Here is a 19091-nt window from a genome sequence, read left to right as displayed (position 1 = left end):
GAACGGCACTATGGCAGGCGGTATTTCCATTCACGCGGTCGATGTGGCCGGCGGACGACCGGCGCAGGGTCTGCGCGTCGAGATCTGGCGGATCGATCCTGACTCCTCGCGCGTCGCCGACGGTCGGCTCGGCGCCAACGGTGTGCTCGATCACCCCATTGCGCAGGGCGCGGGCGTGACGGCAGGCGAGTACGAGGTGCTGTTTCATCTCGGCGAATTCTTTGCGGACAGCGACGGCTTTCTCACGGTGACGCCGTTCCGCTTCCGCATCAAGCATGTCGAGGAGCATTTTCATCTGCCGCTGAAATTCACGCGCTGGGGCTATTCGCTGTTCCGCGGCGCCTGATCAGTTGGTCAGCCGCCGCGACAGGCCTGTGACGCGCTCCATGACCGCGACCATCGCAACGGTGGCGATGATCAGCACGCTCGATAGCGCGGCAATGGTGACGTCGAGCTTGCCCTCGAGGTCCTGCCACATCCGGATCGGCAGCATGTCGGTTGCGGCGTCGCGCAGGAACAGCGAGACCGGTACGTTGTCGAACGACGACATGAAGGCGATGAAGGCGCCCGCGATGATGCCCGGCCGGATCAGCGGCAGCACGATCCGCCGGAACGTGTAGAGCCGGCTCGCGCCCAGCACCGCGGAACTCTCCAGCAGGGTCGGCTCGAGCTGGGCGAGCGCTGCGACCGTGTTGCGCACGACATAGGGCACGCAGACCACGGTGTGGCCGATCACCAGCGTCAGTAACGACACCTGCATCCCGACCAGCGAGAACAGCATCAGCGCAGCCAGACCAAAAGCCAGCGCCGGCAGCACCAGCGGCGACATGAAGAGGGAGTCGAGCAGACGTGCCGACAGCGTCCGCGACCGTGAGATCGCGAGCGCCGCCCCAACACCGAGCACGACTGACAGGCCCGTCGCCCACAGTGCGACGGTGAGGCTGTTCTTGGCCGCGAAGTGCAGCTGCCAGGCGTTCCACAACTCGGCGTACCAGCGCAGCGAATAGCCCGGCGGCGGGAAGCGCAGTGAGAACCCGCTGGTAAAGGAGACGATCAGCACCACCAGCGAGGGCGCGATGATGATGATCAGTGCGATCACCGCGATCGCGGTCATCACGAACTCGAAGCTGATGGCTTCCAGGGTGCGCTTGCGTCCGCTCATCACGCGCCTCCATAGCCGCGCGACAGGCGGCCGAGCGTGGTGAAGACCGAGACGACCGCGAGCACGGCCAGCAGGAAGATGATCGAGATCGCGGAGGCAAAGGGCCAGTTCTGCAGCGTGGAGGCCTGCTGATAGAGATACATCGGCATGAACAGCATCTGCCCGCCGCCGATCAGCGACTGGGTGATGAAGGCGGTGATCGCCGCGGCATAGGTCAGCGTGCAGCCGGCGATTACGCCGGGTAGCGACAGCGGCAGCACGATCCTGAAGAAGGTGCGCCAGCTCCCGGCGCCGAGGGAGCAGGAGGCATCGTCGAGATTGGAATCGATGCGGCCGAGCGCCGTGATCAGCGGCAGCGTCATCAGCGGCATCTGCACCTGCGCCAGCGCGATCACCACGCCGAACTGGGTGTAGAGCAGTTTTATCGGTGTATCGATCATCCCAAGGGATTGCAGCGTCGCATTGATGATGCCCTGGCGGCCCAGGATGACGATCCAGGCGAAGGTGCGGACCACGACGCTGGTCAGAAGCGGCAGCAGCACGATCAGGATGATGATGGTCTGAAGCTTTGGTCCGACCCGCTGGTAGAGCCAGGCGATGGGAAAGCCGAGCACGAGGCACACGGCCGTCACCTCGGCCCCTAGCATCAGCGTCGAGCCGAGCACGCCGAGGCTGAAGGGATCGGTGAGGAAGTGTAGGTACTGGCCGAGCCCCCAATGGAGCGCGGCCGTGTCGTTGTGCAGCGAGAGCCAGAGCAATTGCAGCAGCGGCGCCACGAAGAAGACCAGGAAGAACTGCGCCAGCGGCGCTGCCAATCCCATCCCGTAGGACGTCACATCCCGCGATGCCGGTGCCGTGCCCATGACAAATCCTCAGCGATGCCTCTAGATCTTGATCTCGCGGTTGAATCGCTCGATCCACGCCGAGCGCTGTTCGTTGATCTTCTTCCAGTCCTGGAACACGAATTTCTGCTTCAGCTCGGCGGTGTCCTTGGCGAGCACGCGCGCGATCTCGCCGCCCATCGTCACCTTGGAATTCGTCGGCACGATCAGATAGGGCGGGTTCATCAGCGTGGTCTGCACCTCCGGCGTCAGCGACGCCTCGATCAGCTTGAAGGCGAGCTCGCGGTTAGGCGAGTTCTTGACGATGTGGATCGTGGTCTTGAAGGCGATGGCGCCTTCCTTCGGCGCCACGAACTCGACCGGTACGCCGCGCGCCTTGAGGATCTGGATGGCGTTGAAATTGCCGGGCGAGATGTCGATCTGGCCCTGCTGGAACAGGGTCGCGAGCGCGCCGGGATTGGCGGCGACGGCGGCGAGATTGGGCTTCAGCTCCTCGATCGCCTTGAAGCCGGGATCGACATTGGCTTCCGAGCCGCCGCGCATCTTGGCGATCTCGACCAGCCAGCCGGTGCCGAGCGTCGAGTTGAGATTGGTGATGCCGACACGGCCCTTGAACTCCGGCTTCCACAGATCGGCCCAGGAGGTCGGCGGCGTCTTGACGGCTTCCGGATTGTAGGTGAGGCCGACGACCTGGAAGAACGGGGCTGGGCCCATCGGCTCCTGCGCCTCGGAGATCAGGTCCTTGTAATAGGCGCTCTTCTCGACCGGATAGGGCTCGACGAGATCCTGCCCGATCGCAACGAGGGCCGGGCCCGGATCGTGCAGCATCACGTCGATCGGCGGATTGGCCTTTGCCGCGTTCACCTTGGCAATCTGGTCGACCGAGAGCATGGGGTCGAGCACGATCGCGGCGTCCGCGCTTGCCTTGCGGAACGCCGGCACCAGCACCGCCTTGTGCGCCTCCTCCCAGCTTCCGGTGAAGGTCGCAAACACCAGCGGGCGGGCCTGGGCGTAGCTTAAGCCCGGAAACGCCTTCATGGCGCCGAGTGTGAGTGCGGTCGTCATCAGGCTGCGGCGGTTCATGATCATAGTCGAACTCCCTCTGGACAAAGATTGAATCTAAAGCGTTGCGGGAAAGGCGTTGGCGAGCGATGGGGCGAGCGGCGCGAGGCGCACGGCGGCGCCGCTCTCCAGCGCGCGCGTCTCGCCGATGCGCGCCTGGGAGACCTTGACGCCGGAGCCGTCGGCGGTCGTGACTTCATGAACGACGGTGGCCCCCAGCGGCAGCGACATGCCGACGACGCCGGCAAAGCCGGACTCGTCGCCGACGAATTGCAGATGCTCGGGCCGGATGCACACGGTGACGCGGCCGCCCTCGGTGAGCGCGCCGCCCGCGGGCCGTGCGATGATCTCCGCGCCGGCATCGAGGCGAACTTTTGCAGCCGTGCGGTCCGCCGAGACGACCACGCCGGGCATGCGGTTGCTGGAGCCGACGAAGGTATTCACGAACAGGGTTTGCGGACGGTCGTAGACGTCCGACGGCGATCCGAACTGTTCGAGCTTGCCGTGGCTGAGCACGGCGACGCGGTCGGCCATCGACAGCGCTTCTTCCTGGTCGTGCGTCACGATCAGCGTGGTGATGCCGGAGACGCGCTGCAGCCGCTTGACCTCGATCTGCATGTCGAGCCGCAAATTCTTGTCGAGCGCGGCAAAGGGCTCGTCGAGCAGCAGGATCGAGGGCTTGATCGCGAGCGCGCGGGCGAGCGCGACGCGCTGCTGCTGGCCGCCGGAGAGCTGCCGCGGCAGCCGATCCGCCATAGCAGGCAATTGCACCAGGTCCAGCAGGCGCTGCGCCTCGCGCTGGCGCGTCGCCTTGTCGATGCCACGGGCGGCGAGCCCGTAAGCGACGTTCTCGCTGATCGACAGATGCGGAAACAGCGCATAGTTCTGGAACACGATGCCGACGGCACGGCGGTTTGGCGGCAGCGCATCGACGATGTCGTCGCCGATGATGATCCGTCCCTGCGTCTGTGCGATGAAGCCGGCGATGATCCGCAGCAGAGTGGTCTTGCCGCAGCCGGACGGACCGAGCAGGGCGATGATCTCGCCGCCCTTGATGTCGAGATTGATGTTCTCGACCGCGAGCGCACCGCTCGGATAACGGTGGGTGACGGCGTCGACGACGAGTGAGCGGCCGCCTTGCACTTCAGCCATGATGTTGCCTCCCGTTGCCCCGAAGAAGAAAGCAAATCTCGTGCCCGGCGCGGTCGCTTTTGGCGGCGCGTTTTGGCATTGTCGTCCGATGACCTCGGATCAATCGATTTGCGACCTCACCGCCACAACCCTTGCGCGCGCCGTTGCCAAGAGCGAGCTGTCCTCGCGCGACGCCGTTGAGGCACATCTTGCGCGGATAGCGCACAGCGACGTGCAATTGGCGGCATTCGTGACCGTCGACGCGGAGGGCGCCCGCCGTGCCGCGCAAATCTGCGACGCTGCGCCCGCGCCGATCGGCCCGCTGCATGGTGTGCCGGTTGCGATCAAGGATCTTACCGACACCGCCGGGCTTGCGACCACCTACGGATCGGTTCTGTTTCGCGATCACGTCCCGGCCGAGGATGATCTCGTCGTTGCGCGGCTGCGGCGCGCCGGCGCGATCATCTTGGGAAAGACCAACACCCCGGAATTCGGCTTCGGTGCGGTCTGCATCAACAAGCTCTGCGGGCCGACGCGCAATCCGTTCGATCCCGCGTTGACCTCCGGCGGATCGTCCGGCGGCTCCGCCGTCGCGGTCGCGGCCGGCATGGTGCCGCTGGCGCACGGCACCGATTTCGGCGGCTCCGTCCGCACGCCCGCAAGCTTCTGCGACGTCGCCTCGATCCGGCCGACACCCGGCCGCATCCCGTCCCCGCGCCGTCCACTCGGCTGGGACATGCTCGCCACCCACGGCTTCCTCGCCCGCGATGTCGACGATCTCGAACTCGCGCTGTCGGTCTGCGGGGGAGGCGATGCGAACGATCCGCTTTCGGTCGGCGTCGGCAGCGACGACCGGCTGCTTGCGAGACGCCCCAGAATCGCAGTGACGCCCGATTTCGGCGTCGCGCCGGTCGCGCGCGACGTGCGTGCGCGCTTTTCTGCCGCCTGCGACGCGCTCGCCGGCGTCGCCGATGTCGCTCCATCCTCGCCCGATTGCGGCGGTGCGATCGAGACCTTTCGCACGCTGCGTGCCGCGCACATTGCCAACAGTTACGGCGAGCTGTTGAGGGCGCGCCTCGCCGAGCTCACGCCCACCGTGATCTGGAACATCGAGGCGGGGGCAAAGCTCTCGGCCGAAGATTACCTCAACGCCGAACGCCGCCGCACCGCGATCTACCGCAGCTTTCGCGAGCTGTTCACCCGTACCGATTTCCTGGTTGCGCCGGCGGCGTCCGTCTTCCCCTGGCCGAACGAGATCAGTGACGTCACCGCCATCGATGGCGCGGCGCTGGAGACGCCGATCGACTATCTCGCGGTGACCTTCATCGTCTCGTTGGTTGGTTTCCCGGTGCTGACTCTGCCAATGCGGCGAGAAGGGAACGAGCTGCCCTTCGGCATCCAGATCATCGCACCGCCGGGATGCGAATCCCGGTTGTTTGCCTTCGGCCGTACTCTCGAACACGAATTGGGCTTTTCGCATCGCCGACCAAAGCTCCCCTAGCTGTCGCGATGCTCGAGCCGGGCAGCGAGTGCCCCGGCAAGACCTAGGGTGGGTTTGGCGGCGGGCCGGCGGAACGTGCCCGCGGTTGCCTTGCGCAGCCGCAGCGCGACCAGCGCCTCGGCCTGCTTCACGGCGGCGACGACCTGGTCCACGACAGGGACGGGGATTCGGTCGGCGACACGCTCGGCGAGACCGGACAGCGGGGCGCCCGCGAAGATCAGCACATCGGCCTCGTCCTCGACGATGGCGCGCTGGGCGAGTTCGACCAGCACGTCTTCTTTCTCGGTGCCGACCTCGGAGATCGCCTTGAATGGCGTATCGAGCATGCGAATGCCGGCGCAGCGCTCCCGTAGTCCATGATCGCGGACGCATTCCTCGTACCAGGGCCCCAGCGCCTGGGCGAAGGTGACGATGGCAAAGCGCCGTCCGGCCATGCAGGCGGTCAGCATCGCGGCTTCCGCCATGCCGACCACGGGAATGTCGAATGTTTCGCGCGCGGCGAACAGGCCGGGATCGCCGAAGGCGGCGATGATCGCGGCATCGACCCTGGTGTGCTGCTCGGCCAGCATCTCCAGCGCAATGGCGCCGCCGATCTGTGCTTCGGTGCGCGTCGAGATATAGGGCACCCCGCGCGTCGCGGTGCAGGGTATCAGCTCGGTGCCGGGCGCGGCGGCGCGCTGCCCGACATCGGTCATCAACTGGGTGACTGCCGGGCTGGTGTTGGGGTTGAGCAGCAGCAGCTTCATGGTCAGGCCGCCGTCAGCTTGGGCTTGAGCTCGGGCTTGGGGGCGAGAGTCTCGAGCAGTGCCGTGCCGGTCTGGCGGACATGGGTGCCGAGCAGGCGGCCGGCCGCCTCGCTGTCGCGCGCCTCCAGAGCCGCGAGGATGCCGGCATGTTCGTCGACCGAATTGCTCCAGCGGCGGTCGGCACCAAGCGCCAGATAACGCGCGCGTTCGGCGCGGGAGATCAGCGTCTCGTGCGCTTCGCGCAGCGGCGTGTTGCGGGCCATGCGGACGATGGTGTTGTGGATCTCGCCGTTGATGGCGAAGTAATCGTCGAGCTTGCCGCTGCGGTGGTGACCCTCCATCCGGGTCTGGAGTGTGCGCAGGCGGGCGAGATCGCGGTCGGTCGCGCGCTCGGCGGCAAGCTCCGCGGCAATCCGCTCGATCCCGGCCAGCGCCTCGAACAACTCCGAGATGCCCTCGACCGCGATGCCGGCGATGCGGGGGCTGCGGTTGGGGCGCAGCTCGACCAAACCTTCGGCGGCCAGCACCTTCATCGCCTCGCGCAGCGGCGTGCGCGACACGCCCAGCTCCTTCGACAGTCTGGTCTCCTGGGTCTGCGATCCCGGCGGCAGCTCGCCGCGAATGATCATGGTCCGCATCCGCGCAGCGGCGCGCTCATGCAGGCCCATCCTCTTGAGTTTGGGCGATTTTCGGCCCTTCGGTGTTTCCGACTTCTGCTGCACGCGCGCCTCGTTGCTTCAGTTCATCCTAGCCGTTTCCGGCCCTCTGGCCTGCCCAAAATAGCGACGTATGTAGCTGAAAACAATGGCATAGCGCGCAAATTGTATGCAGCATGCAAAAACCGGATTGCGCTGCCGCAAGGGCCGGTCGATGATCGCGCGCGACGCGCGGGATCTCGCGCTTTCCGAAACGGAGTGAGCGATGCGGACGAGTTTGCGATGGGGCCTCGTGGTGATGGCGGCGATGTTCGGCGGAGGCGATCTCGCCATCGCGCAAGCCCCCAAAATCAAGCTCGGCTATGCCAAATGCGCGCACTGCCTGCCGATGTCGCTGATTTCAGGCATGGCGAAGGGTGTCGAGGTCGAGGCCACCGGCTTCAACTCGGGCAATGACGTGCTGACCGCGCTGATATCGAAGAGCATCGACGTCGCGCAGGTCACCTACCTCCATTACATTACCGCGCTCGACAAGGGCTTTGACGTCGTCGCCGTGTCCGGCCAAATCAATGGCGGCTCGGAATGTCTCTCGTCTACGAAGCTGGACCTGCCGCCGGATGATTGGACCGCGTTCAAGGCCATCGTTGCCAAGGGTAAGAGCGACGGTCAGCTGTTGAAGGTCGCGGCTTCCCGCGGCAACGCGCAGGACATCCACATGCGCGGCGCGTTCCTCAAGCAGGGCGTCGATCCCAACAAGGACGTCCAGTTCATCAACATTCCCAATCCGTCCGATCATCTGGCGGCGCTGCAGCGCGGCGAGATCGACATGATCTGCTCGGTGGAGCCGTTCGCCTCGCAGATTCGGCTCGCCGGCGCCGGCAAGCACTTTGTGCTGCCGTACGACCAAGCGGCCGGCAATCTGACCAATCTGATCGTCACCCGTTCGGACGTCATCGCCAGCCAGCGCGCCGGTGTTCAAGGCGTCGTCAGCGCCGTGGTCGAGCTCGACAACAAGCTGATCGCCGACAAGGCGCCGTGGATCGAGGTCATCAACAAGCTGACCGGCCTCGACAAGACTGTGGCAACCGAAGCCTTGAAGAACGCTTCGCCAGATCCCGCGATCCATCGGTCGCAGACGCTGGCGATCGCCGCGATGATGCGCGACCTCAAATATATCTCGAAGGACGTCTCCGCGGAAGCGGAGAAGAACATGGACTATTCGTTCCTGGAGCAGGCCACGGGAAAGGCTAGGAATGACCTCGGTTACTGACGTCTCGCCAGCTAAGCCGGCGTTTCCGCTGACGCGGGCTTTGCAGGGGCTCGAACGCGTCGTCGTTCCCGCGCTGCTGATCGCGGGCTGGGAAGCCTTTGCCCGCAGCGGCGTGTTGCCGCCGGCGCTGCTGCCGGCGCCGAGCGCGGTGCTGCATGCGCTCGGCGACTGGGTGTTCGGCTTCGACGAGACCACGCAGACCTATTCCGGCCACTGGCTGCGCGACGCGCTCGCCAGCGCCCTGCGCGTGTTCGGGGGCTTCGCGCTGGCAAGCCTGCTCGGCATTCTCGCCGGTGTCGCCATCGGCTGGTCGCGCCTGTTCGAGAAGACGCTGGAGCCGACACTCCAGATGCTGCGGCCGATCCCGCCGGTGTCCTGGATTCCGCTCGCGATCATCTGGTTCGGCATCGCCGACAAGCCGGCGATCTTTCTGGTCTTCCTCGGCGCCTTCTTTCCGGTGCTGATGAACACCATCCATGGGGTGAAGACCGTGGACCATAATCTGGTGCGGGCCGGTGCGATGATGGGCGCAAGCCAGCGGCAGATGCTGACCGACATCGTGCTGCCGGCGGCGCTGCCCTCGATCTTCGCCGGCCTGCGCATCGCGGTCGGGTCGGCCTGGATGCTGACGGTTACGGCCGAGATGGTCGCGGTCAAGAGCGGGCTCGGCTACGTCCTGTGGGATTCTTACTATTTCCTGCGCTACGACATCGTGCTCGCCGCGATGATATCGATCGGGCTGCTCGGCTATCTCTCCGACCTCGGCCTCAAGGCGATCATGGCGCACACGCTGCGCTGGCAACAGACAACCACGGTGCAGGGCAGGGCGGGCTGATGGCGGCTATCGAGCTACGCAACATCGTCAAGGTGTTCTCCGACAAGCGGCGCGGCCGCGACCTGCTCACGCTTGACAACATCAATCTCGACATCGAGACCAATGATTTCGTCTGCCTGCTCGGCCCGTCCGGCTGCGGCAAGTCGACCCTGCTCAACATCATCGCCGGATTCGAGCAGGCCACGTCCGGGCGTACGCTGGTCGACGGCAAGCAGGTGGAGCGGCCGGGCTCGGATCGCGGCGTGGTGTTCCAGCAGCCGACATTGATGCCGTGGCTGACGGCGATCGACAACATCGCCTTCCATCTCAAGCTCAAGGGCGTCGCCAAGGCTGAACGCTACGACCGCGCCATGGAGTTTATCGATCTCGTCGGCCTGCGCGGCTTCGAGCACCACCATCCCTCCGAGATGTCCGGCGGCATGAACCAGCGGGTCGGCATCGCCCGGGCTCTGCTGATGAATCCCAGCGTCATCCTGATGGACGAGCCGTTTGCGGCGCTCGACGCCCAGACCAAGCTCGAAATGCAGGAGGAACTGGTGGCGATCTGGCAGAAGCGCCGCTGCACCATCGTGTTCGTCACCCACAGCGTCGACGAGGCGCTGGTGCTCGGCAACAAGATCGTGGTGATGACCAAGCGGCCCGGCCGCATCCGCGAAGCGGTCAATTTCGACCTGCCGCGCCCGCGCGACATCACCAGCCCCGAGTTCAATGACGCCAAGCGCCGCATCCTGTCCCTGATCCGGGAGGAGTCGACGCGCCTTGCGCAGGCGTCGTAAGGTATGGCCATGCGCAAACGCCTCGGCATGATCACGCCGTCTTCGAACTCGGTGCTCGAGCCCGTCACCAGCGCGATGCTGCATGGCGTGACCGACGTCACCGCCCATTTCTCGCGCTTCCGCGTCACCGAGATTGCGCTGGATGCCGCTGCGCTGAACCAGTTCGACGCCTCGGTGATGTTGCCGGCGGCGGATCTGCTGGCGGACGCCAAGGTCGATGCCATCGCCTGGAACGGCACCTCCGCGAGTTGGCTCGGCATTGGCCGCGACAGGAGCCTGTGCGAGGCGATCACGGCGCGTACGAATATCCCCGCGACGACGTCGACGCTCGCCTGCATTGACGCGGCCCGCGCGCTTGGGGTCAGGCGGGTCGGCCTGGTCTCGCCCTATACTGACGACGTGCAGCGGCGGATCGGCGATGTCTGGGCCGAGGAGGGCATCGCGCCGCATGCCGAGCGGCACCTGGGCCTGCGTGACAATTTCTCCTTTGGCGAGGTCGCGCCTGCGACGATCGCGGGCATGATCCGCGCCGTGGCGGCCGAGGGCGCCGATGCCGTCGTCATCCTCTGCACCAATCTCGACGGCGCGGCGCTTGCGGCCTCGCTCGAACGGGAATTGAATGTTGCCGTGCTCGACTCGGTCGCGGTCACACTGTGGCGGACGCTGGAGCTTGCCGGCGGCGACATCGCGGCCCTTGCGCAGTGGGGCCGGATCTTCCAGACATCGGCGGTCATCAAGTGATGGAGACTTCTGTGACGCAGCTCGATCTCGCCATTCGCGGCGGCACCATCGTGACGGCCAGCGACGAGTTCCGCGCCGATATCGGCATTCGCGACGGCCGGATCGTCAGCATCGCCGACCATCTCGAGGGCGCGGCGCGCGAGATCGATGCGACGGGCCTGCTGGCGCTGCCGGGCGGCATCGACAGCCACGTCCATATCTCGCAGCCGTCAGGGCCCGATGTGGTGATGGCCGACGACTTTGCCTCGGCGACGCGCGCGGCTGCTGCCGGCGGCAACACCATGGTGCTGCCCTTCGCGCTCCAGGAGAAGGGAACGTCGCTCCGGACCTGCGTCGAAAACTACCGTAAGCTCGCCGAGGGCGAGTGCTACATCGACACGGCCTTCCACCTCATCATCTCCGATCCGACCGCCGTCGTGCTCGGGCAGGAGCTGCCGGCGCTGGTGAAGGACGGCTACACCTCGTTCAAGGTGTTCATGACCTATGACGATCTCGTGCTCAGCGACAGGCAGCTGCTCGAGGTGTTCGAGGTGGCGCGCCGCGAGGAGGCGCTGGTCATGGTCCATTGCGAGGGCTACGACGCGATTCGCTTCCTGACCAGCAAGCTGGAGCGCGAGGGCCATATCGCGCCCTACTACCACGGCACCTCGCGGCCCCAGGCCGTCGAGCGCGAGGCGACGCATCGCGCCATCAGCCATGCCGAGGTGATCGGCGTTCCCATCATGATCGTTCACGTCTCCGGGCGCGAGGCGATGGAGCAGGTGCGCTGGGCCCAGCAGCGCGGATTGCCGGTGCATGCGGAGACCTGTCCGCAATACATCACGCTGACGGCCGACGACATGAAGGGCCTCAACATGGACATCACGGGCGCGAAGTATGTCTGTTCGCCGCCGCCGCGCGATGCCGAGAGCCAGCAAGCGATCTGGGAAGGCATCACCTCAGGTGTGTTCCAGACCTTCTCGTCCGATCACTGCCCGTTCCGCTACGACGATCCCAAGGGCAAGCTGACGCCGAATTCGCGCACCTCGTTCCGTTGGGTGCCGAACGGCATTCCCGGCGTCGAGACCCGGCTGCCGATCCTGTTCTCGGAAGGCGTGTCGAAGGGACGGATCAGCTTGCAAAAGTTCGTCGAGCTGACAGCGACCAACCATGCGCGCATCTACGGTCTCTATCCACGCAAGGGGTCGATCGGCGTGGGCTTCGATGCCGACATCGCGTTGTGGGACCCGAAATTGACGAAGAAGATCCAGCAGACCGATCTGCATCACGGCGCCGACTATACGCCCTGGGAAGGCTTCGACGTCACCGGCTGGCCCGTCACCACCATCGCGCGCGGCCGTGTGGTATACGAGCAGGGCAGGATCGTCGGCGACAAGGGCGCGGGCGAGGTGCTGAGCCGCGGCAAGTCGAGCCTGGTGTGAGGCGGGCTACAATTTCCTGTCTGACAGGCGAGACATGGACAACAGCCGTCACCCGAGCAAGCGCGTATCCCTTGCCGGCATCCATATTGACCGGACGTCGACCGTGCCGCTGCATCTGCAGATCGCGGCCCACATCCGCGACGGCATCCTGCGCGGCGTCTTTCCCGCCGGAACGCAATTCCTGGGATCGCGCGAGATCGCGCGGGAATTGGGCTGTTCACGCACGGTGGTGCTGACCGCGTGGGATCTGCTCTACGCCGAGGGCTACCTCGTATCGACGCCGCGCGGCAGCGTCATGGTCGCCTCCGTCACGGCCCCGCATGCGCAGCCTCCGTCCACCGCGTCGCCTGCGACCCAGCCCGCCCGGATGTCGGAGCGCTGGCGATCGCTGCTTGGTTTGGACTACGAGACCAACTGGCCGTCCGCGTTCGCCCCCGGCGCGCCCGACATCTCGACCTTCCCGTTCAAGGACTGGTCGCGCCTGCTGCGCCAGGCCTGGCAGAATCCGAAGGAGCAGGAGTGCCTCGATCTTCCGCCCGAAGGCCATCCGCGCCTGCGAGCGGAGATCGCGAACTTCCTCGGCTCGGTGCGCGGGCTGGTCTGCTCGCCGGAAGAAGTCGTCGTCACTTCAGGTACATCAGGCGCGCTGGATTTCTGCAGCCGGATGATCCTCGATCCCGGCGACGAGGTCTGGGTCGAGGAGCCCGGCTTCATCGAGGCGCGCTGGGCGCTCACGGCGGCAGGTGCAAAGCTGGTGCCGATTCCGGTCGATGACAGGGGATTGGTCGTCTCTGAAGGAATCCGCCGCGCACCGCGCGCGAAGCTGATTGTCGTCACGCCGTCGCACCAATATCCGCTCGGCGTCAGCATGGGGCTGGAGCGGCGGCTCGAACTGCTCGACTGGGCCAACAAGAACGACGTCTGGGTCATCGAGGACGATTACAATTCGGAGTTCAGGCATCAGGACAGCATGATTGCGTCGCTCCGCTCGCTCGATCGCGAGGGGCGGGTGATCTATTTCGGCACCTTCTCGAAGATCATGATGCCGAACCTGCGGCTCGGCTACCTCGTGGCCAACAGGCATTTCATCGAAGGGTTTTCCAGGGGCCGGGCGCGGATTGACGTCCACACCTCCGGCATCGGCCAGCTCGCGCTCGCTGAGTTCATGCGGGAAGGGCATTTGTTGCGGCATCTGCGCGGGATGCGGCGGGTCTATGCCAGCAGGCGAAAGGCGCTGATCGATGCCATCGTGGCGCTGATGCCTGACGATCTGACCGTGTCCTCCGCCGTCACCGGACTGCATCTGGTGGCGCTGTTCACCGAGGCGATGCAGGCGCGGATGAGCGACCGCGAAGCGGCAGCAAGCCTGAAGCAGGCCGGTATCCACGTGCAGCCATTGTCACAGAATTTTCTGGAGCAGCCGACGCGGCAGGGATTGGTGTTCGGCTACGGGCGGCTGCATGTCGAGGATGCCGCACCGCTGCTTGCGAGAATCGCGGCCTGCATCGGCAGCGGCCCCCGCAATGCGCCGCCCAGCCCGGCAAGATCCTCGCTTACTGTTCGTACAATAAAGAGAAGCTGAGCCGACCGCTATGCATAGCTCATAGGCACCCGAATATCCGGCGGTGCCGGTCGATCGCCTGCAAATTAGACAGGCGATGGGGGAGCCGGAATTGCAGTGCAGCGGACGTTGCGATTTGCGCCCGGGAATCCGTGGTGCGCCGCACTACTCCCGCGAACGAGCGGTTCGCTCTCATGTGCTTGCTGCGCAGGCATGGCTGCACCAAAACGTGCAGCGGGTGCCGCGGCGCGCGGCGGCGACCGTACGCTGGTCTAGTGATTTGCGGCAACTCTGGCCCTGTTCCGAGCCAGCCGCTCTGTCGCACGCTCGCCGGCGATGGCATGACAGGGGATGATGATGAACGCTCTCGGTTTGGCATTGGACGTTATGACGGACGGCAAGAACCCGGCGTCCGGTTCGGACGTCATCGGCAGCTGACCCCGCACATGAACGATTTCGACAGTCTCTGGGAAGTCGGCACCGATATCGGTGGCACCTTCACCGATATCATCGCGATCCGGCGCGATTCCAGCGAAGCGCGGATCGCGAAAGTCCCCTCGCGCCCCGACGCGCCGGTTCAGGCGATGCTCGAGGCGATCGAGGCGGTGGGCCTGCGCAAGAGCGAGGTGAAGCGTTTCGTCCACGGCACCACGCGCGTGACCAACGCCATCGTCGAGAACCGGCTGCCGAAGGTGGCGCTGGTTGCGACCGAAGGCTTTGCCGATGTGCTGGAGACCGCGCGCTATCGCCGCCGCGATCTCTACCGTCTCGACGTCCCGCCGAAATCACCGCCTCTGGTGCCGCCGGAACGATGCTTCGGCCTTGCCGAGCGCCTCGACCACGAAGGCCGTGTGCTGAAAGCGCTGGAGGAATCTGAGATCGAGCGACTGGTGGCGTGGCTGAAGCAGACCGGCGTGCAGAGCGTCGCCATCGCTCTGCTGCACGCCTATGCCAATCCCGTCCACGAGAAAATGCTGGGCGAGCGCCTCAAGGACGTCGTCGCCCATGTGTCGTTGTCGCATGAGGTCAATCCCGAGGCACGCGAATACGAGCGGACCTCGGCCACCGTGTTCAACGCGGCCGCGATGCCGATCGCGGTGGAATATCTCAGCGAGCTGGAGCAGCGGCTGCCGATCGGGCCTGGCCTGCAGGTGTTTCATTCGGCCGGCGCCATGATCCCGATCTCGGCGGTGAAGCGGCGGCCGCTGGTGATGGCGATGTCGGGCCCGGCTGCCGGCGTCTCGGCCTCCGTCAGCATCGCGCGCCAGCTTGGCACCTCGCGCATGCTGACCTTCGACATGGGCGGCACCACGACCGACGTCTGCCTGATCGTCGACGGCCAGGCCGAGATGACCGACGGCCGCATGCTCGGCGACAAGCCGCTGCGCCAGCCGATGCTTGCGGTTCATTCGATCGGTGCCGGCGGCGGATCGATCGTGCGCAACGGTCCCGGCGGCCTCACGGTCGGCCCCGAGAGCGCCGGTTCCGAACCGGGGCCGGCCTGCTACGGCCGCGGCGGCCTTGAGCCAACCATCACCGACGCCAACGCGGTGCTGGGCTATCTCAATCCAGAAACAAAACTCGGCGACCGCATCGGCATCGACATCAAGGCGGCCGCTGATGTCATCGCGCCGATCGCGCGCGCACTTGACCTCGGCCTGACCGAAACGGCGCTCGGCATCATCAAGGTCGCGAACGCGACGATGGCCCGCGCGCTCCGCCGCGTCACGGTCGAGCGCGGCATCGACGGACGCGATTGCGCGCTGCTCGCCTTCGGCGGCGGCGGTCCGATGCATGCCGCGGGTCTTGCCGATCTCTACGGCATCGCAGAGGTCGTCGTGCCCAGCGCATCGAGCGCGTTTTCGGCGCTGGGCTGTCTCACCGCCGATTTCAGCTTCCTGCAGCAGCAGACCTTGCGCGCCGCCCTCGACGGCATCGACCTTGTGCGCACCTCGGAGCGGATCGGGACGCTGATCAACGACGCCTCGGCGCCACTGATCGCCAACGGCGTTGTGCAGGCGGAGATCCAGGTCGAGCTGGTCGCCTTGATGCGCTACGCGGCGCAGAACGACGCAATCCCGGTGTCATTCACGCTGCCGCTCGATGTGGCCAGGCTGAAGACGGATTTCCTGACGCGGCATCACGAGCTGTTCGGCTACGCGACGGGCGAGGCCTGCGTCATCGAATCCGTGCGGGTGCAAGCGCGCCGCCCATCGACGACGACCGTGAGCCGTCCGGCGACGGCCGTGCGCGCCGTGTCCACCGGCAAACGCATTTGCTCGTTCGACGGCTTGCATGAGATCGAAACCGCGATCATCGATCGTGCCTCGCTGACCGACATCGTCAGCGGCCCTGCGATCATCGAGGACGCGTGGTCGACCGTGGTGGTGCCGCCGGGCTGGCAGGCGAAGCCCGATATATCAGGCAATCTGTTCCTGACCCGGAGGGCGGCATGAAGCTCGATCCGTTTGTCGTCGAGGTCATCAGGCACGGGCTTTCTGCCGCGGCGGAGGAAATGAGCCTGGTGATGACGCGCTCGGCGCGTTCGCCGCTGTTGCGTGAGGCCGGCGATTTGTCGTCGGCGATCACCGACGGCCGCGGCGGCCTGGTCGGGCAGGGCCGCGATATCCCGATCCACCTCGGTGCGATGGCCTACACCATCCCCGAACTGCTCAAGGTCGTGCCGGTCGAGAGCCTGAATGATGGCGATGTGCTGATCTACAATGTCGGCGCGCTCGGCGGCAATCACCTCAACGACGTCAAGGTTGTGCGGCCCGTCTTCGTCGACGGCGAGATCGTGGCCTTCGCCATCAGCCTCGCGCACTGGCCCGACATCGGCGGCACCTGGCCCGGCAGCTATTTTGCCAAGGCCATCGACACGTTCCAGGAGGCAATGCGGATTCCGCCGGTGCTGATCGCAACCGCGGCCGGCGTCAATACGCCGATCGTGCAGCTGCTCAAGGCCAACGTCCGCGACCCCGAATCCTGCGAGGGCGATCTGCTCGCCCAGATCGCGGCGACCAAGGCCGGTGAGAAGCGCATCGTCGAACTCTGTCGCGAGCACGGCAAGGCGGTGTTCACGGCGACACAGTCGCGCCTGCACGATCTCTCCGAGATCGAGATGCGTGAGGCGATCCGTGCCCTGCCGGATGGCGTCTACGAAGGCGAGGACCATCTCGACGATGGCAGTGTGAACAATGCGCCCGCGCGCATCCATGTGAAGATCACCATCGCGGGCGACGAGGCGACCTTCGACCTCTCCGGCAGTTGTGATCGCGTCTCCAATTTCTGCAACACGACGCCGTTCATGGCGCGCTCGGCGGTCGCCTATGCCGCGCGCATCATGAGCGGTCGCGACATGCACCAGAATGCGGGCGCGCTCCGGCCGTTGACGATCATCACGCGTCCGGGCTCGATCCTGGAGCCGGGCTGGATGGCGTCCGTGGCCGCCGGCAACCACGAGACGTCGATGCGCATCGTCGATGCGATTTTCCGCGCGATGCAGCACACGATCCCCGAGCGGCTGTCGGCTGGCGGGGCGACCACGGCGGGCGTTCTGTTCTTTGCCGAGCCGCGGCCAAACGGCTCGTGGAAGATGCTTTACGAGGTCCACGGCGGCGGCGAGGGCGCGCGGCACAATCGCGCCGGCATGTCGGCGACCCGGGTGCATCTGTCCAACACGTCCAACACGCCGGTCGAGGTGATCGAGGCGAGCTACGCGATCCGCCTCGAGCAGCAGGCCATTCGCTGGAACTCGGGCGGTGCGGGCGCTCATCGCGGCGGTGACGGCTCCGTCCGCACCTATCGCATCCTCGCACCCTCGATGCACCTGACCACCTGCATCGAACGGATGGTGATTGCGCCATTCGGCATGCAGGGCGGCGAGTCAGGGAAGGCTTGTCGCATCTCGCTGGTCCGGCAGGGCGTGAACGTCGCCATCGACGGCAAATCGAACCTGGTGTTGCAGCGAGACGATCTCGTCACGATCGAGATGTGCGGCGGCGGCGGCTACGGCGCCGCGGCGGCAGAGTGAGGAGACCCGCGATGAGCAAATTGTTGCGAACTGGACTGAACGCGGGCGAGGCCGCGCCGATGGCCGTCGTTGGCGGCGAAGGCGTCTACTTCCACTTGTCGGACGGCCGCAAGCTGATTGACGGCAGCAACACCGGCGGCGGTCTCGGCCATCGCCATCCCGCGATGGTGGAAGCGATCCGCAATGCGGCGGATACGCCCGTGGTGAACGAGGGCTGGACCTGGGTCGGCCGGGAGCAGGCTGCTGACGATCTGATGAACACCGCCTTCAAGGGCGAGGAAGATTGGGTCGGCGCGGTGCGCTTCTGCACCAGCGGCAGCGAGGCCAACGATATGGCGCTGTCGCTGTGCCAGGCGCTGACGCAGCGATCGGCGCTGGCGACGCGCGAGCGCGCCTATCACGGCATCACCGGCCTGTCGCGCAGCATGACGGTGCAGCCGCAATGGCACGGCGGCCTCGCGGTGCATGCCGGCGGCTCGAAGCTGCCGGCCTCTATGGCACCGGTGCGGATCCTGCCGGCGCCCGATGGCGCGATTTATGGCGCGCCGGCCAACAACACCCCGCCGAGCGAATATCTGGCGGACGCAACTCGCCTGCTCTCGGATACCGCGGCAACGATCATCGATTATACGCAGGGCGGCATCTATTACGACGGCGCCTATCAGGACGAGGTGGCGCGCTGCGCACGGCAGGCCGGCTCGTACTGGATTGCCGACGAGGTCGTGACCGGCGCTGGACGCGCGGGACGCTGGTTCGCGTTCCAGGGCGCGCAAAGCCGCCCCGATATCGTGACGCTGGGAAAATCGCTCGGTGGCGGGGCAGCCGCTGTCGCGGCGGTTGTGGTGTCGAAAGACATCGTCGAGCGCCTCAAGGGCACGAGCTGGCAGAATTATGGCACGCTGCGCGGGCATCCCATCAGCATGGCCGCCGTCAGCGCGTACCTCAAGGTCGTCAGCGAGGAGAAAATCCTGGAGCACGTGAAGAGCCTCGAAAAGCTGTTCACCCGCCGCCTGCTCGCGATCGCGCAGAAACATCCGAGCGTGCAGCGTGTGGCCGGGCAGGGGCTGCACTGGACAGTGGAGCTGCACGGCCCGGATTGGCGCAACTGGCATGCGGACACCACCGAAATCCCGATCGCATCGCGCGTGGCAGAGCGGGCGCTGGAGGCCGGTGCGGTGATCGGCACCAGCGGCGAGCAGACCTCGCTGTTCCTGGCGCCGCCGCTGGTGATCTCCGAGCATGAGGCCGAGTGGCTGCTGGATGCGCTCGACCACGGCCTCGATATCGCCGACGAGGAGCACGGGTGAGCGCGGACCACGCAACACCCCTGCGATCGCCGGCGTGGCCGGCGGAT

Annotated in this window: 17 protein-coding genes; 11 read left to right on the top strand and 6 right to left on the bottom strand. The window is 66.0% G+C overall.

The annotated features are described in order from the left end of the window. The first annotated feature begins 10 nt into the window (after nucleotides 1-10). Nucleotides 11-346, top strand: a complete 336-nt coding sequence (locus WHZ77_RS22025; protein ID WP_375309858.1) for a hydroxyisourate hydrolase — start codon at nucleotides 11-13, stop codon at nucleotides 344-346. On the opposite strand, the gene WHZ77_RS22020 is transcribed toward WHZ77_RS22025, so the two are convergent. The 4 genes from WHZ77_RS22020 to WHZ77_RS22005 are packed head-to-tail and all read right to left on the bottom strand — an operon-like array spanning nucleotide 347 to nucleotide 4218. Then, entirely contained in the window at nucleotides 347-1162 is an 816-nt protein-coding gene (locus WHZ77_RS22020; protein ID WP_375309857.1) for an ABC transporter permease, read from the bottom strand. It lies immediately after the preceding gene. Beyond that, nucleotides 1162-2025: an ABC transporter permease gene (locus WHZ77_RS22015; RefSeq protein WP_375309856.1), complete on the bottom strand. Its 864-nt coding sequence runs from the start codon at nucleotides 2023-2025 to the stop codon at nucleotides 1162-1164. The genes WHZ77_RS22020 and WHZ77_RS22015 overlap by 1 nt, the downstream gene beginning before the upstream one ends. A 21-nt stretch (nucleotides 2026-2046) precedes the next feature. Next, a complete protein-coding gene (locus tag WHZ77_RS22010; RefSeq protein WP_375309855.1) occupies nucleotides 2047-3093 on the bottom strand; it encodes an ABC transporter substrate-binding protein in 1047 nt (348 codons plus the stop codon). 30 nt (nucleotides 3094-3123) lie between these two features. After that, on the bottom strand, nucleotides 3124-4218 hold the full coding sequence (locus WHZ77_RS22005; RefSeq protein WP_375309854.1) for an ABC transporter ATP-binding protein: 1095 nt from the start codon (nucleotides 4216-4218) through the stop codon (nucleotides 3124-3126). 88 nt (nucleotides 4219-4306) lie between these two features. Here WHZ77_RS22005 and WHZ77_RS22000 point away from each other — a divergent pair, with 88 nt between their 5' ends. Next, nucleotides 4307-5698, top strand: coding sequence for an amidase (locus WHZ77_RS22000; RefSeq protein WP_375309853.1), 1392 nt, complete (start codon nucleotides 4307-4309; stop codon nucleotides 5696-5698). Here the strand turns inward: WHZ77_RS22000 and WHZ77_RS21995 are convergent. Both WHZ77_RS21995 and WHZ77_RS21990 read right to left on the bottom strand, forming a co-directional pair. Further along, nucleotides 5695-6444, bottom strand: coding sequence for an aspartate/glutamate racemase family protein (locus WHZ77_RS21995; RefSeq protein WP_375309852.1), 750 nt, complete (start codon nucleotides 6442-6444; stop codon nucleotides 5695-5697). The two genes, WHZ77_RS22000 and WHZ77_RS21995, sit on opposite strands and share 4 nt — an antisense overlap. A gap of 2 nt (nucleotides 6445-6446) precedes the next feature. After that, nucleotides 6447-7166, bottom strand: a complete 720-nt coding sequence (locus WHZ77_RS21990; protein ID WP_375309851.1) for a GntR family transcriptional regulator — start codon at nucleotides 7164-7166, stop codon at nucleotides 6447-6449. A gap of 199 nt (nucleotides 7167-7365) precedes the next feature. On the opposite strand from WHZ77_RS21990, the gene WHZ77_RS21985 reads away from it, so the two are divergent. The 9 genes from WHZ77_RS21985 (at nucleotide 7366) to WHZ77_RS21945 (ending at nucleotide 19044) form a co-directional block, all read left to right on the top strand. Next, nucleotides 7366-8370: an ABC transporter substrate-binding protein gene (locus WHZ77_RS21985; RefSeq protein WP_375309850.1), complete on the top strand. Its 1005-nt coding sequence runs from the start codon at nucleotides 7366-7368 to the stop codon at nucleotides 8368-8370. Continuing rightward, on the top strand, nucleotides 8354-9205 hold the full coding sequence (locus WHZ77_RS21980; protein ID WP_375309849.1) for an ABC transporter permease: 852 nt from the start codon (nucleotides 8354-8356) through the stop codon (nucleotides 9203-9205). The genes WHZ77_RS21985 and WHZ77_RS21980 overlap by 17 nt, the downstream gene beginning before the upstream one ends. Next, on the top strand, nucleotides 9205-9981 hold the full coding sequence (locus WHZ77_RS21975) for an ABC transporter ATP-binding protein (RefSeq protein ID WP_375309848.1): 777 nt from the start codon (nucleotides 9205-9207) through the stop codon (nucleotides 9979-9981). Before WHZ77_RS21980 ends, WHZ77_RS21975 begins: the two co-directional genes overlap by 1 nt. A 3-nt stretch (nucleotides 9982-9984) precedes the next feature. After that, nucleotides 9985-10722 (top strand): aspartate/glutamate racemase family protein, encoded by a 738-nt coding sequence (locus WHZ77_RS21970; protein WP_375309847.1) that lies wholly within the window; start codon nucleotides 9985-9987, stop codon nucleotides 10720-10722. After that, entirely contained in the window at nucleotides 10722-12143 is a 1422-nt protein-coding gene (hydA, locus tag WHZ77_RS21965; protein ID WP_375314788.1) for a dihydropyrimidinase, read from the top strand. The genes WHZ77_RS21970 and hydA overlap by 1 nt, the downstream gene beginning before the upstream one ends. A gap of 34 nt (nucleotides 12144-12177) precedes the next feature. Next, complete coding sequence (locus WHZ77_RS21960; protein ID WP_375309846.1) at nucleotides 12178-13725, top strand: PLP-dependent aminotransferase family protein; 1548 nt, start codon at nucleotides 12178-12180, stop codon at nucleotides 13723-13725. Nucleotides 13726-14150: 425 nt separating this feature from the next. Then, nucleotides 14151-16160: a hydantoinase/oxoprolinase family protein gene (locus tag WHZ77_RS21955; protein ID WP_375309845.1), complete on the top strand. Its 2010-nt coding sequence runs from the start codon at nucleotides 14151-14153 to the stop codon at nucleotides 16158-16160. Then, nucleotides 16157-17737, top strand: a complete 1581-nt coding sequence (locus WHZ77_RS21950; RefSeq protein ID WP_375309844.1) for a hydantoinase B/oxoprolinase family protein — start codon at nucleotides 16157-16159, stop codon at nucleotides 17735-17737. Before WHZ77_RS21955 ends, WHZ77_RS21950 begins: the two co-directional genes overlap by 4 nt. A gap of 11 nt (nucleotides 17738-17748) precedes the next feature. Continuing rightward, entirely contained in the window at nucleotides 17749-19044 is a 1296-nt protein-coding gene (locus WHZ77_RS21945; protein WP_375309843.1) for an aspartate aminotransferase family protein, read from the top strand. Nucleotides 19045-19091: the final 47 nt, after the last annotated feature.

The sequence above is a fragment of the Bradyrhizobium sp. A5 genome (assembly GCF_042076515.1).
In the GTDB taxonomy this organism is placed as follows: domain Bacteria; phylum Pseudomonadota; class Alphaproteobacteria; order Rhizobiales; family Xanthobacteraceae; genus Bradyrhizobium; species Bradyrhizobium cosmicum.
Note: the sequence above shows the minus strand (reverse complement) of the source record. Positions and strands in the feature narration are given on the sequence as shown.